Origin of the sequence: Ihuprevotella massiliensis, assembly GCA_900095835.1 — a bacterium.
Taxonomy (GTDB): Bacteria; Bacteroidota; Bacteroidia; order Bacteroidales; family Bacteroidaceae; genus Alloprevotella; species Alloprevotella massiliensis.
This window is the reverse complement of record LT608321.1, coordinates 793,278-807,274: the sequence shown is the minus strand read 5'-3', so window position 1 is coordinate 807,274 and position 13,997 is coordinate 793,278. Positions and strand designations below refer to the sequence as shown.

Annotated in this window: 8 protein-coding genes; 7 read left to right on the top strand and 1 reads right to left on the bottom strand. The window is 48.1% G+C overall.

Going from position 1 to position 13,997, the window contains the following annotated elements; genetic code table 11:
- Positions 1-304: 304 nt before the first annotated feature.
- Positions 305-1,228, top strand: coding sequence for a phosphatase PAP2 family protein (locus BQ2633_RS11175; protein ID WP_176720087.1), 924 nt, complete (start codon positions 305-307; stop codon positions 1,226-1,228).
- Between the two features lie 690 nt (positions 1,229-1,918).
- Here the strand turns inward: BQ2633_RS11175 and BQ2633_RS03425 are convergent.
- Positions 1,919-2,872: a LuxR C-terminal-related transcriptional regulator gene (locus tag BQ2633_RS03425; protein WP_075565109.1), complete on the bottom strand. Its 954-nt coding sequence runs from the start codon at positions 2,870-2,872 to the stop codon at positions 1,919-1,921.
- Positions 2,873-3,139: 267 nt separating this feature from the next.
- Here BQ2633_RS03425 and BQ2633_RS03420 point away from each other — a divergent pair, with 267 nt between their 5' ends.
- The 6 genes from BQ2633_RS03420 to BQ2633_RS03395 all read left to right on the top strand — a co-directional run bounded on the left by BQ2633_RS03420 (position 3,140) and on the right by BQ2633_RS03395 (position 13,769).
- On the top strand, positions 3,140-4,648 hold the full coding sequence (locus BQ2633_RS03420) for a hypothetical protein (RefSeq protein ID WP_075565107.1): 1,509 nt from the start codon (positions 3,140-3,142) through the stop codon (positions 4,646-4,648).
- 275 nt (positions 4,649-4,923) lie between these two features.
- Positions 4,924-6,294: a lipoprotein N-acyltransferase Lnb domain-containing protein gene (locus BQ2633_RS03415; RefSeq protein WP_083233924.1), complete on the top strand. Its 1,371-nt coding sequence runs from the start codon at positions 4,924-4,926 to the stop codon at positions 6,292-6,294.
- A gap of 49 nt (positions 6,295-6,343) precedes the next feature.
- Complete coding sequence (locus tag BQ2633_RS03410) at positions 6,344-7,942, top strand: alkaline phosphatase family protein (RefSeq protein WP_176720086.1); 1,599 nt, start codon at positions 6,344-6,346, stop codon at positions 7,940-7,942.
- Between the two features lie 165 nt (positions 7,943-8,107).
- Complete coding sequence (secA, locus tag BQ2633_RS03405) at positions 8,108-11,488, top strand: preprotein translocase subunit SecA (protein ID WP_075565104.1); 3,381 nt, start codon at positions 8,108-8,110, stop codon at positions 11,486-11,488.
- Between the two features lie 271 nt (positions 11,489-11,759).
- Positions 11,760-12,830: a 3-phosphoserine/phosphohydroxythreonine transaminase gene (gene serC, locus BQ2633_RS03400; RefSeq protein WP_075565102.1), complete on the top strand. Its 1,071-nt coding sequence runs from the start codon at positions 11,760-11,762 to the stop codon at positions 12,828-12,830.
- A gap of 18 nt (positions 12,831-12,848) precedes the next feature.
- Positions 12,849-13,769 (top strand): NAD(P)-dependent oxidoreductase, encoded by a 921-nt coding sequence (locus BQ2633_RS03395; protein WP_075565100.1) that lies wholly within the window; start codon positions 12,849-12,851, stop codon positions 13,767-13,769.
- Positions 13,770-13,997 lie beyond the last annotated feature (228 nt).

The window sequence follows — 13,997 nt, the reverse complement described above, 5'->3', positions numbered from 1 at the left end:
TTGTGTTTTTCATCAAAGCACCGCAGTTCAAGCAACTAGCGGTGCTTTGTTTATTGTAGTCCTCGCATGACATTTGGACAGTCGAATCACCGATAAGGCAAGTTTTAGTGGTGTTTTCCTCTCTGTTTGAGGATAAATCACTACTTTTGCTTCCAATTTATCCTGAATTTCTTAGACGGTATTAGCAACTATCTTGATTTTTAGGATAGATGTTTTGTCTGTTATCTTCCACTTTTCTGTTCAACACTCCCTGCTTCTCATGTATTTTCGATTAACACTCCTGCTGTGCTACTTGTTTATTTCAATGATAGGTTGTAAGCTCCCGCTTTGTGCTCAAAGCATTTCAGAGTCTACTTCGCATTTCGGAGGTGCAGGAGTCTTTGCGGTGTCAGATACGACGATAGCTCCTCTCAAAGTGCAGGGCTATCTGAGGGATAGCATAGGTTTAGACACTCAGTCAGTGCGCAAAGCCTTGGAGTTTGCTCCTGATTTTACTATTGACACTCTGCTTGTGCGCAAAACCTCACACTTTGCCCATCTTTCTCCAACTCTGCAAATAGGTATTCCCGTGGGACTAACAGCTCTTGGAGCATGGGGGGTAGTAGACCGTGGCTGGTTTTATAAACGTCGCATGGCTGTGCGCAAACATTTTCTTCGTTGGCACATGAGAGGTCCCATGCGTGCAGATGATTATATCCAGTATTCGCCCTTTGCTGCCTTTTTGTCTTTAGGCTTTTTTCCTGGAGTATATCATCGACATAATTTCCGCGATCGTCTACTTCTTGGGGCAACCACCTATTTCATCATGGGAACTTTGGTCAACGCCACAAAATATTCTGTTGGTTCACTACGTCCCGATGGTAGTGCGCGCAATTCTTTTCCGTCTGGCCATACCGCTACTGCCGTGATGGGGGCAGAATTGGTGCGCGCGGAGTATGGAAATATGGCAGGTCTGGGAGCTTATGCTGTGGCAGCTACGGTGGGCGCGTTGCGCATGTACAACAATCGCCACTGGGTCAATGATGTGCTCGGAGGGGCAGCCTATGGCTTTGCTGCGGTGCGCCTTGGTCTGCTACTTTTGCCCCTCGAAAAGAAGCTTTTCGGTTGGGATCGCAAGAAATCGTTCGGTAGAAAATCCGATAAAAGTTCCACTTCTTCGCTCTTCATCCTGCCCACTTTTGATGCCTCACAAAACACCACTGGTTTTTCTGCTGTTTGGCTTTTCTAGTGCTAGGGCAGTTGTTATGACCGATATCCTTTCTCTCCGTAGTTTCATGGACGTTGGAGGAGTGAATCTATCTAGTCGAAACACCCTCCTTCTCGCCTTTTGACAGAGTTCTCAAATGGTTGTGATGAAAATCTCCCACGTTTTTTCGAAAATCTCCCACGTTTTTGAAAAAATCTCCGACGTTTTTTGAGAAAAGTCCGACGTTTTTTCGAAAATCTCCCACGTTTTGAGGAGTGCGCTTTGAGGAAATATTTATGTTTAGCGCAAGGCATCGAGACGATGCTGTTCGTGCACTCTGATTTCCAGGGGCAAACCTTTGAATCACTGCCACAACTTAGTCTCTTTGTGCAGACCACTCTCGCTTCCTTACAAAGTGTTTTGCAACGAACTTTCCCAGAATGAACGAAAAAAGCACTCGGGTGTGCCAAAACTTAGTTTGACACACCCGAGTGTTGGTGTTTTGATGGTCTTCCGACCTTTAACCCCAATCGGTCATTAGACCGTTATAGTACGACTCGTAATTGAAAAGATAACTTCCTGTCAACTTTCATTTTCTTGTTGGCATCTAGTTTTTCGTTCGTTCTCGCCGTAGCCCGCTACGTCTTTGAACTCATGATAAACAATCTGCTCAACAATCTAATGAAATCTGTTCAGGATCTAATGACCGATTTGGGTTTAAGGAAGTGCGCTTTAATTGAGAGAAACTTCGTCAATTTGCACAATGCCATTGACGATGGCATAGATAGTGAGACCACTCACAGAGTGAATGTCCAATTTGCGCGAGATGTTGCGGCGGTGGGTGAGCACTGTGTTGATGGAAATGAAGAGTTGCTCCGCTACTTCACGATTGGTCAAGCCACGCACCACGCAAGCCACGATTTGGCGTTCGCGTTCGGTGAGGGTTTCTCCGTCTTCGTTTTCATCATTTGTATTCGCGCTAAACTGATTGTTCGCAATGCGCTCCTCCAAAAGTTGTACAGCTGGGAAGAACAGCGAGTCTTCCATATCGCAGTGCGCACGAAGATCAGCTTCCGAATTGTAGATGCTGAAGAGAACATAGCAAAGTAAATCACCCGACGTGCCTTCGTTGGGCGTGTAATACTTGATGATGATATTCTTTAGTTCCTGAAGTTTGTGCTCCATTCCGTCATGGCTACTGGAATATTGTGCAATGCGGAAGTCCGTCACCTTTTCTCCTGCCAGCAATCGCTTGACATAAGAGAAAATGTGCTGGTTTTCATATTCCATGTGCTTGCGCACCTCGTGCATATACTCATCGTAAAACTTGAGGATGAGGAAGGCGACTTCGTTTTGACGCGAACAGTCGATGGCTTCTAGCAGTTTGCGGCGGATATGTGGGAGTTGGAAGTCGAGGAAGAACTCGTGTGCCGACTCCAAGTGGCGCATCATGGTGGGCATATCGATTTTGTCGATGTAAAACCCTGCTGCTGTGGCTCCTTGCTTCATAACATTAGCCACGGCAAGGAAAGTTGTCGTGTCTACTTTTGAGGCTTCACACACTTCGCGCACTGTTTTCTCGCCCACCCCTAGTTGGATGCCAAAGCGAGAAATCATTTGAAGTAGAGAAGGCTGCGACGCTATGACGTCGCTCATCTTGTTATGTTCAGTGTAGCCAGTAGTCATAGGATAAAAGAGAGGAATAGAATACCATGATTTCGGCATAATCACTACGAGACAAACTGAGAAAGCCTGAAAAACGTATGGATTATTGACCAATGTATTTGCAAAGATACAAACTTTTTTTCGGGTTTTCCCTCCTTATATGTCGGTATTTTCCATAAAAAGCTCATAGCAAGGAGGAAGATGACGGACGAAAATACTTATATCTGGTGATTGCTTGTTTACGATAAATGTTGTAATTTTGCAGCTGTATATTGAAAAACAAAAGCAATGACTAGCAAAAATCTACTTTTTACCGCCTTCGTGGCTGCGCTCTCGTTGAATGCTGCTGCACAGTGCCGCATCAAAGACGAAATCATGGGTGATCACCCCTTGAAAGAGCTCAATGCTCGGGTGCCCGATGGAGTGATGGACTCGAAGAAGGATAAGAAATCTGCCAATCTCAAGAAGGGAGTAGCGGGTATGCAGGATGTTCCTGCTGGAACACACTGCCACCATGGACAAGATGTGCATTGTGAAGCGCACTGTGACGGCAATCATCCGCACAATGCCCTCAAACTTCGTGCTTCGGACGAAGAATATGATAGTTTCACACGTTTCCGCTTAGGGGGCTATGGCGAAATGCTCTCTTCTTTCAAAGGGTATGGCTTGGATCGCTTAGCTACGCAATCAGGAAGCGAAGCAGAAAACCGTGCGACTATCTCCATCCCTCGCTTCGTCTTAGCATTGGATTATAAAATCAATCCCAAGTGGATCGTGGGAGCTGAGATCGAATTTGAATCAGGCGGTACGGGTATAGTTGGCGAAGTGGAAGAAACGAAATCGGGCACTGCATCTTCTTTTATCACTAAGGGAGGACAAGTGGGAATTGAACAATTTCATATCACACGCCTCATTCATCCCGCTTTTAATCTCCGTTTTGGACACATGGTGGTGCCGATGGGGCTTACCAATGCTCACCACGAACCGCTGAACTTCTTTGGTACTTCGCGTCCAGAAGGCGAAACAAGCATCATCCCCAGTACTTGGCACGAAACAGGTCTTGCGGCGTATGGTAGCTTTGGTCGAAAGATGGCGCAATTTAACTATCAAGCGATGGTGGTGGCTGGCTTGAATGCCCAGAATTTTAGCCCTAAACATTGGGTGCACGGTGGACATCAAGGACTTTTTGAAGAAGACAACTTCACCAGTCCTGCGGTGACCGCACGCTTAGACTGGGTGGGTGTGCATGGTTTGCGCTTGGGAGCAAGCGCTTATTATTGCTCCAATACGATGGATAATGCGTTTATGTCTGAAGAATCTCGTAGTAAGCTACGTCGTATCCCCGTCTTTCTCTGGTCGTTTGATGCACAATGGCTGAGCAAATATGTAGAAGCTCGCGCAAATGTGTTGTCAGGCAATGTAGACAATGCCGATGCCCTTGGAGGTTTGGGAGGAAAAAGGTTCTTCCTCGCGAAAAGCGCACTGAGCTATGGTGCAGAGGTTGGTTTCAATCTGAAGAATATCTTCCATTCCAATCACACCCCTGACATTATTCCTTTCGTGCGTTATGAGTATTACAACCCACAACATGAGGGGGTAGAATTTGTTTTTCCCCCCGCCCCTATGACGAATGTTTTTGAAACTTCCATGTGGGTGGCTGGCTTGAACTATCGTTTAGGAAAGGACATCGTATTGAAGGCGGATTACAAGCACCGTACGATTGCTGGTGGTGAGCTCCGTTCTGAGAATGAATTCGCCATTGGTGCTGCTTTCAATGCTTGGTTCTTAAGCCGCTAACCCTTGATGGCTATACCGCTCTCTGCTGTAGAGTGTAAAGTGTAACGCGGGTGCTATAGTTTTCTTTGTTTATGAGGACTATAGCACCTGCTTTGTGTTTATTTGAACGCTCAAGTTTTGCGCCGGATGTAGTGGCTGACTTTTGCTGTTTTCCTCTGACTTAGACATCACAACGGAGGGTTGAGGCCGTTTCCTTGAGGAAAAGAGAAAAAGGAAGAGCAAAAATTTTGTCCCTTGCTCATTTTTCTGTAAATTTGCCCGTCAATAACTGTGCAATGATGAAGAAAATACTGCACATACTTCTTGTTTTGGTGCTCTTGCCGCTAGCGGTGAGGGCTCAAAGTTTTGTAGATGTGTCTACCATGTCTGCTGCCAACGACAGTGCGCGAGTGAGCTTGCTCACCTGTGCGCCTGGAACAAGTCTTTATCGTTTGTATGGACATACGGCACTTCGCGTGCGTGGTGCGAATGGTACACCCGACTATGCCTATAACTACGGACTTTTTAGCCTGAGCAAGTCGGGCTTTATCCTCGATTTCATGCTCGGATTGACAGACTATTCCGTGTCGCGCGAGAGTTTGGCGTTGTTTGGCTACGAGTTTGCCAATGAGCAAATGCCAGTGACCGAGCAATATCTGAACCTCACTCCTGCTGAAGTGGCGTATGTGATGCGTTTGCAAAATCAAATCTTTGAGCAGCACAAGTATGAACGCCGCACTTTCCCCGTGCAAGGTCTCAATGGTACGGACACCTTAGTGGCTGATCGCCCAGAATGGACCTATCGTTACAATTTTCTTTATGACAACTGCACCACGCGTGCGGTAGATGCCATTAAGGCTGCGCTGAAAGCCCATGGCGAAACGCTGGTTTTCCCAAATCTGAAGCGCGACAAATCGGTGATGACCCAGCGCGATATGATTCATGAATTTACGAAATCCAGTCCGTGGTATCAGTTTGGACAAGATCTTTTGCTCGGACCTGAAGTGGATCGTCAGTTTAATGCCGAAGAGCAATTACGCTATAATTTCTTACCCACTTATGCGCTGCGCATTTTTGACGCGGCGCAAATCCGCGGACGTGATGGACAATTACGCCCACTTGTGCTGGCAAAAACACCGCTCTTGCCGATGGTGACTTTGTCCCAGCAAAAAGCCACTCCGCTCACTCCGATGGTTGTCTTTGGCATATTGTTTGCTTTCAGTTTATTACTGACTTTTGGGCAATGGCGTGCGCGAAAGGGCAATCCTGTGACGCAACGTGCTTGGCGCATCTGGACACTTAGTTTCGACACCGTGCTATTAGTAGGACTGAGTGTGGTAGGTATCTTGCTGACCATCATGATTGGTTGGTCGGAACATCCAGCAGTGGGGACGAACTATCTGTATGTGATATTCAATCCCCTCATGTTATTGTTTCTTCTCTCGCTCTATTTGCCTCGTGCAGTAGCCTTCCGTAAGGTAATGGCTGTCCTAGCAATAGTAGGAGTCTTGGGGTATTTTGTCGTGTATTTCTTAGGTATCCAACAATTTCCCTTGGCTACTGTGCCCATTGCTCTCATTCTATTGGTGCGCTCTGCAATGGTTGCATATACTTCTTGCGATATTGCACACCATGCTCGCCATCGTGTGGCACATAGTTTAAGATAAAAAGGGAGTTTTATCCCTGTGTTACAGAAAAATAGATTCAATATTTACCATGCGCAAGCATAATTTCATTCTTTCTTTCATCACTGCGATGACCATCTTAGCTGCTGTTGAGGCTAAGGGGGCTGAGTTGTCGTGGGAAGGCGAGAAGAATGTTGTGCCGCGATTGGTGGTAAATATCTTGGTAGACCAACTGCGGTCTGATTATCTCGAAGCGTTCTCTCCACTTTACGGAGAAGATGGGCTGCAACGCCTCATGCGACAAGGACGCTTGTATGAGCAAGCCGAATATCCTTTGGCACGTCCCGATCGCGCATCAGCAGCTGCCACACTAGCCACTGGCACTACAGCCGCCGACCATGGCATCGTGTCCTGGCGTTGGCTCAATCGCGAGACACTCCGTCCCATGCTTTGCGTAGAAGATCGACAAGTAAAAGGACTGGGAACGGTGGAGCAATTCTCCCCCCGTTGGTTGAATGTGAGCACCATTGGCGATGAACTCAAGGTGGCAACACGCGGAAAAGCGCAGGTGGTGTCGATTGCTCCCGAAGCCGATGTGGCTATTCTCTCCGCAGGCCATGCCGCCGACCAAGTGGTGTGGATGGATAACAACACGGGCAACTGGGTTTCTTCATCTTATTACGGACATTTCCCCGCGTGGGCTGACCATCGCAACACCTATTATAATATAGATTTGCGGTTGCAAAACGAGAGTTGGCAACCTGCCAACGACCGAGTGGGCAAGTTCTCCTACTTCGTCACAGGAGATGCGCGCAAACCCTTTGCACATCGCTTTAAGGGCAGCAATCGCTTCACAGAGTTCAAAACCTCTGCTTTGGTGAATGACGAGGTGGCTGCCATGACTTCCGCCGCTCTCATCGGCACGCACCTAGGAGCGGACGCCACTACAGACTATCTCTCCGTAGCGCTCTACGCGGGCACTTATAAAAATCGCCCCGTATCGGAGGGTTCTTTAGAACTCCAAGACACTTATGCGCGACTAGATCGTGCCGTAGCTGAAATTATTCGCGCTGCCGAAGCCAAAGCTGGTGCCGGTCGCGTGCTCTTCACGCTTACTTCCACCGGATACACCGAAGAAGAAACGGCAGATCTCTCCAAATACCGCATTCCCACAGGGACATTTGACATGCGACGCACCGTGAGTTTGCTCGGCATGTACCTTGTGGCTGTGTATGGACAAGGTAATTATATAGAAGCTACTTACGGCACAGAAATCTATTTCAACCACCGTTTGCTTGAGAATCGACAAATTAATGTGTCGGAATTTCAAGCGCGTGTGCAAGATTTCTTGATTCAACTTGCTGGCGTTAAGGATGTCTATACTGCCCATCGCCTGATGCAAGGGGCATGGACACCTGGTATTTCGCGCATCCGCGGAGGATTTAACCAACAACGCTCGGGCGATGTGACGATTCAAGTGATGCCCGGTTGGAGATATGTCAATGCCGACACGCAAGAATCAAAGATGATGCGCGAGGCTTATGTGGCTTTCCCCATCATTCTCTATGGCACGGGGGTGAAACCGGAATTGATTACTACACCCGTGACGGTAGATTGCATCGCTCCCACGCTGTCAAAAGCTCTGCGCATCCGCGCGCCCAATGCTTGCACGCGTGCACCGCTGCTATAATGCGGATAGGAAATTTCTATTCTAGATGTTTAGGTCTATCACAAATTAGCGCAGCTTTATTGAGAGCACGCAGGTGTTTTCTCAAAAATAACAAGGTGGGGTAGCTAGGAATAGACTACATATCCACACATTTCACCATCATTTACAACGAAAATATACCCATTTATGGATCTTAATAAACTACTCTCCAAGATTTTTGGTAGTAAGGCTACCCGCGATATGAAGGAAATTCAACCGTGGGTGGAGAAAATCAAGGCGGTATCGCCTACCCTCGAAGCACTCAGCAACGACGAGTTGCGTGCAAAGACCGAAGAACTCAAGCGTAATATCCAAAGTTCTGGGGATGACCTCAACGCAGAAATCGCTGAGATTCGCGCAAAAATTGAGGACACTCCCATCGAAGACCGTGAAGTACTCTTCACCAAGATCGACAAACTCGAGAAAGAAGTGCTCGAACGCATGGATGTAGCCCTCGAAGAGGCGCTTCCCGAAGCTTTTGCTATCGTAAAAGAAACCGCACGTCGCTTTGCTTCGAACGAAACTATTGAGGTTACTGCCAACGACTTCGACCGTGAACTGGCGGCAACTCGCGATTTCGTAGAAATTTCTGAGGACGGTACTAAGGCGATTTACCACAATCACTGGATTGCAGGTGGTAACGATCTCAAGTGGGCGATGGTGCATTATGATGTGCAACTCTTTGGTGGTGTCGTGCTCACCCAAGGTAAAATTGCCGAGATGGCAACGGGTGAGGGTAAAACCTTGGTGGCAACTTGCCCCGTGTTCCTTCGCGCGCTCTCAGGTCGTGGTGTGCACGTGGTGACTGTCAATGACTACCTCGCAAAACGTGACTCAGAATGGATGGGACCTCTCTACCAATTCCATGGTTTGAGCGTGGATTGCATCGACAAACACCAACCCAATAGTGAAGCGCGTCGTCGTGCATACAACAGCGACATCACTTTCGGTACGAACAATGAGTTCGGTTTCGACTACCTTCGCGACAACATGGCGATGAGTCCCTCAGATCTTGTACAACGTAAGCACTATTATGCGATTGTCGACGAGGTAGACTCCGTGCTCATCGACGATGCGCGTACGCCACTCATCATTTCTGGTCCAGTAGAGCGTGGTGAAGACCAAATGTACGAAGAATACCAACCCCTTGTAGAGCGTTTGGTGGCTGTACAGAAGAAGTTGGCTACTGAATACCTTACAGAAGCAAAGCGTTTGCTCAAGAGCGACAACAAAGAAGATCGCGAAAAGGGTAATCTCGCCCTCTATCGTTCGCACAAGGCGCTGCCAAAGAACGGTCCTCTCATCAAGTTCCTCTCTGAGCCTGGTGTGAAGGCTGGTATGCTCAAGACGGAAGAAATCTACATGGAGAACAACAACCGTCGCATGCCTGAGGTTGTTGAACCCCTTTATTTCGTTGTAGACGAAAAGCAACGCTCTTGTGATCTCACCGACAAGGGTACAGCTTGGTTGGCTGAAGCCGTGCAAAACGATGAACTCTTCGTGCTTCCTGATATTACGACACAGCTTTCTGAGCTCGAAGCGCAACATTTGCCCGATGAAGAGCGTATTGCCAAGAAAGACGAACTCATGGCAAACTATGCCATCAAGAGTGACCGTGTGCATACTCTCCAACAACTATTGAAGGCTTATGCGATGTTCACCCTCAATGATGACTATGTGATCCAAGATGGTCAAGTAAAGATTGTTGATGAATCTACAGGTCGTATCATGGAAGGTCGCCGTTGGAGCGATGGACTTCACCAAGCTGTTGAGGCGAAAGAGCACGTGCGTGTAGAAGCTGCTACGCAGACTTTCGCTACGATTACGCTGCAAAACTACTTCCGTATGTACCACAAGTTGGCAGGTATGACGGGTACGGCTATCACAGAAGCTGGTGAGTTCTGGAATATCTACAAGCTCGACGTTGTGGAAATTCCTACCAATCGTCCTATCCAGCGCATTGATATGAATGACCGTGTGTACAAAACGCAACGCGAAAAGTACACTGCGGTGATTGATGAAGTAGAAAAGATGCGAAATGCCGGACGTCCTGTGCTGGTCGGCACAAGTTCTGTGGAAATCTCCGAACTTCTCAGCCGTCTGCTCAATCTTCGTCGCATTCCACACCAAGTGCTCAATGCTAAGCTCCACCAAAAGGAATCAGAAATCGTAGCCCTCGCTGGTCAAAGCACCTTGGGCAAGGTGACCATCACCGACGAAGATGGCAATAAGCACGAAGAAGAACGTCTCCTCGGTGCAGTTACCATCGCCACCAACATGGCTGGTCGTGGTACCGACATTAAACTCTCTGATGAAGTCCGTGCTGCTGGTGGTTTGGCAATCATTGGTACGGAGCGTCACGATAGCCGCCGCGTAGACCGTCAGTTGCGCGGTCGTGCAGGTCGTCAAGGTGACGTAGGTAGCTCCGTCTTCTATGTATCTCTCGAAGACAAACTCATGCGTCTCTTCGCATCAGAGCGCATCGCCGCTGTAATGGACCGTCTCGGATTTAAGGATGGTGAGATGATCGAAGCCAAGATGATTAGCAAGAGCATTGAGCGTGCGCAGAAGAAAGTTGAAGAAAATAGCTTCGGTACGCGTAAGCACCTCCTCGAATACGACGACGTGATGAACAAGCAGCGTACGGTTATCTACGAAAAGCGTCGTCATGCTTTGATGGGTGAGCGTATTGGCATGGACATCTCCAACATGATTTGGGACCGTGTCGTAGACACCATTCAGAAGAATGACTACGAAGGTTGCAAAGAGCGCTTCATCGAACTCTTCGCAATGGAAGTTCCCTTCACCGAAGACGAGTTGAATCGTTCTAAGCGCGGTGATCTCTACGAACGCGCCTTTGAAGCTGCCATCAGTACTTTCAATCGCAAGACCGAAACTCTGCGTGCAGTAGCATTGCCTGTCATTAAGCAAATCTACGAAACTCAGTCAGACATGTACGACAACATCTTGATTCCTATCAGCGATGGTCGTTTGGTCTACAATGTTCGCGTAGATCTCAAAGAAGCCTACGAGACTGAAGCTAAGAGTGTGGTGCGCGAGTTTGAAAAACTCATCCTTCTTCACAATATTGACGACTCATGGAAGGAAAACCTCCGTATGCTCGACGAGCTCAAGCACTCTGTGCGCAACGTATCCTACGAACAGAAGGATCCCCTCGTGGTGTTCAAAATCGAGAGTGTGAAACTCTTTGACGATATGGTGAACGACATCAACAATTCGTCCGTGTCCACTTTGATGCGCGCCCACATCGCTGGTGCAGAAGTGCCCACCGAGTTGCAAGAAGCCGTAGTGGAGCACGACGCTCGCGAAGAAATGACCGAGAGCAAACAAGAATTTGATGCTCAAGGCGACTTGGTGGACGTAGAAGCTACACAGCTTTCTAGAGAAGCCGCACCTGCAGAAGTGCAACAACCTTTCCAACAGCAGCAGATGCCCCATCGCAACGACCCCTGTCCTTGTGGTTCTGGCAAACCTTTCAAGCACTGCCACGGAAAAGGCATCGTTTAATCCTGATTCCTCCTGGGTATAAAGCCCATATCACGCTGAATTAGAGCTGCAAAATGCTCTATTTCATAAGATAGACTCGAAAGTTCTTGGTCCGCCTACAAAGTGGGAAACTAAGAACTTTCGAGTTTTTTTGTTGTTTCTCTTGTGAGTTTCGAACGAAATGTGTAATTTCGTGGTGTGACAACTCGAGTTTGCAAAATAGCCAGGTAGTTTGTCGGTCTTTTCTTGTCGACTTTTGCCGACATCTCGAACATTTCAACCCTATACTATCATGAAAAAGTACAATTTTGGTGCTGGTCCCTCTATTCTTCCCCAGCAAGTCATCAAAGCCACTGCAGAAGCCTGCATAGAATTTGACGGAATGGGACTTTCTCTCATGGAGATTAGTCACCGCACGAGTAATTTCCAAGCCGTGATTGACGAATCGGTAGCTCTTGTCAAAGAACTTTTGAAAGTGCCCGAAGGTTATGAAGTACTTTTCGTAGGAGGTGGTGCCTCCACTCAATTCTGCTACGTACCTTTTAACCTTCTTGAGCACCAAGCCGCCTATCTCAACACGGGAGTATGGGCAAAGAAGGCCATGAAAGAAGCAAAACTCTTTGGAGATGTGGTAGAAGTAGCCTCTTCTGCTGCCGACAATTTCACCTATATCCCCAAGGATTACACCATTCCCACCACCGCCGACTATTTCCACATTACCACCAATAATACCATCTACGGCACAGAATTGCACGAAGATCTCGATAGTCCAGTTCCCGTTGTGGCGGATATGTCGAGTGACATCTTCTCTCGTCAGATTGACGTTTCGAAATATGGCCTCATTTATGGCGGAGCACAGAAGAATCTCTCCATGGCAGGCGTCACTTTCGTCATCGTTCGCACCGACATTCTCGGCAAGGTGAGTCGTCCTCTTCCCTCCATGATTGACTACCGCACCCACATCGCTGGCGGTAGCATGTTCAACACGCCTCCCGTATTGCCCATCTTCACCTGTCTCCAAACCTTGCGTTGGATCAAGGAACAGGGTGGGGTCGCTGAGATGGAGCGTCGCGCAAAAGAAAAAGCCGACTTGCTCTATGCAGAAATCGACCGCAATCCTTTCTTCCGTGGCACAGTGACCGACAAGGCAGATAGAAGTTACATGAACGTGTGCTTCGTCATGGCAGAAGGTAAGGAGGAACTCGAAGCAGAGTTCCTAAAGTTTGCCACAGCTCGCGGCATGCACGGCATCAAGGGCCACCGTTCTGTAGGTGGGTTCCGAGCTTCTCTTTATAATGCTATGCCACTTGAAGGCGTGCAAGCCCTTGTGGAAACGATGAAACAATTCGAACAAGAACATTAATCGCTTATTTTGCATTGTATGAACATTCTAATTGCCACCGAAAAGCCTTTTGCAGCCTCAGCTGTCGAAGGAATTCGAGAAATTGTCGAAGCAGCAGGGCATCAACTCCAGCTGTTGGAGCGATACACCGAGAAAAGCGAACTGCTGGCTGCTGTAGCCGAAGCGGATGCGCTCATTGTGCGCAGTGATGTCATTGATGCTGAAGTTTTTGATGCAGCAACAAAGTTGCAAATCGTTGTACGCGCAGGCGCAGGCGTCGACAGTATCGACTTAGAGTCAGCCACAGCTCACAACGTTGTGGTGATGAACACCCCTGGTCAAAATGCTAATGCTGTGGCAGAACTTGTGTTTGCCTATCTGCTTTTCCATGTGCGTCAGCAATTCAATGGAAAGATTGGCACCGAACTCAAGGGTAAGCGCATCGGTCTCTTAGCTTATGGCAATGTGGCAAGCGAAGTAGCTCGTATCGCTCATGGCTTTGGTATGGATGTTCATGCTTATGATTTCTTTCATCGCGTAGAGCGCATCGAGAGTGATGGCGTTTATGCAGAGCACAACCTCTACGACTTGGTGCAATGCTGCGATATCGTGAGTTTCCACACCCCTGCAACGCCCCGCACTATCGGATTTGTCAATCGCGAAATGATAGAATTGATGAAACCTGGTGGCATCTTGATTAACACCGCTCGCAAAGAAATCATCAATGAAGACGAGTTACTCGAACTGTTTAAGGAGCGCACCGACATTAGCTTCATCACCGACATCCCACCCAAGCGTCATGAAGACTTCAAAGCGTTGATGGGCGATAAGTATTTTGCACCACCCAAGAAGATGGGTGCGCAAACTGCCGAAGCCAATGCCAATGCCGGACTGGCTGCCGCTCGACAAATTGTGAAATTCTTCGCCACTGGCGACAAGACTTTCCAAGTCAACGTGTAGACATTCCCATGAAAGCGCATCGCACTCCCCACGCCTCCCCTCACCCCTAAGTGCGTAGCTTTTCAGCTCCCAACAAGACATCCTTATATACGCCAAGAAGATCAGCTCTTAGCCCGAAGGGGCATGCGCTCTCTTCTTCAGATACCAACCTCATTATCTAGCAAAGGAGAGAGGAGCATATTGCCTCCTTTCTTCCTCTGCTGGTGGTGTTTTATGCTCACTTCGTGA

What these genes read in the sequence shown, in the direction of transcription:
- BQ2633_RS11175 (WP_176720087.1), top strand. Translation starts at nt 305, where the DNA reads ATGATAGGTTGTAAGCTCCCGCTTTGTGCTCAAAGCATTTCAGAGTCT.
- BQ2633_RS03425 (WP_075565109.1), bottom strand. Translation starts at nt 2,872, where the DNA reads ATGACTACTGGCTACACTGAACATAACAAGATGAGCGACGTCATAGCG.
- BQ2633_RS03420 (WP_075565107.1), top strand. Translation starts at nt 3,140, where the DNA reads ATGACTAGCAAAAATCTACTTTTTACCGCCTTCGTGGCTGCGCTCTCG.
- BQ2633_RS03415 (WP_083233924.1), top strand. Translation starts at nt 4,924, where the DNA reads ATGATGAAGAAAATACTGCACATACTTCTTGTTTTGGTGCTCTTGCCG.
- BQ2633_RS03410 (WP_176720086.1), top strand. Translation starts at nt 6,344, where the DNA reads ATGCGCAAGCATAATTTCATTCTTTCTTTCATCACTGCGATGACCATC.
- secA (WP_075565104.1), top strand. Translation starts at nt 8,108, where the DNA reads ATGGATCTTAATAAACTACTCTCCAAGATTTTTGGTAGTAAGGCTACC.
- serC (WP_075565102.1), top strand. Translation starts at nt 11,760, where the DNA reads ATGAAAAAGTACAATTTTGGTGCTGGTCCCTCTATTCTTCCCCAGCAA.
- BQ2633_RS03395 (WP_075565100.1), top strand. Translation starts at nt 12,849, where the DNA reads ATGAACATTCTAATTGCCACCGAAAAGCCTTTTGCAGCCTCAGCTGTC.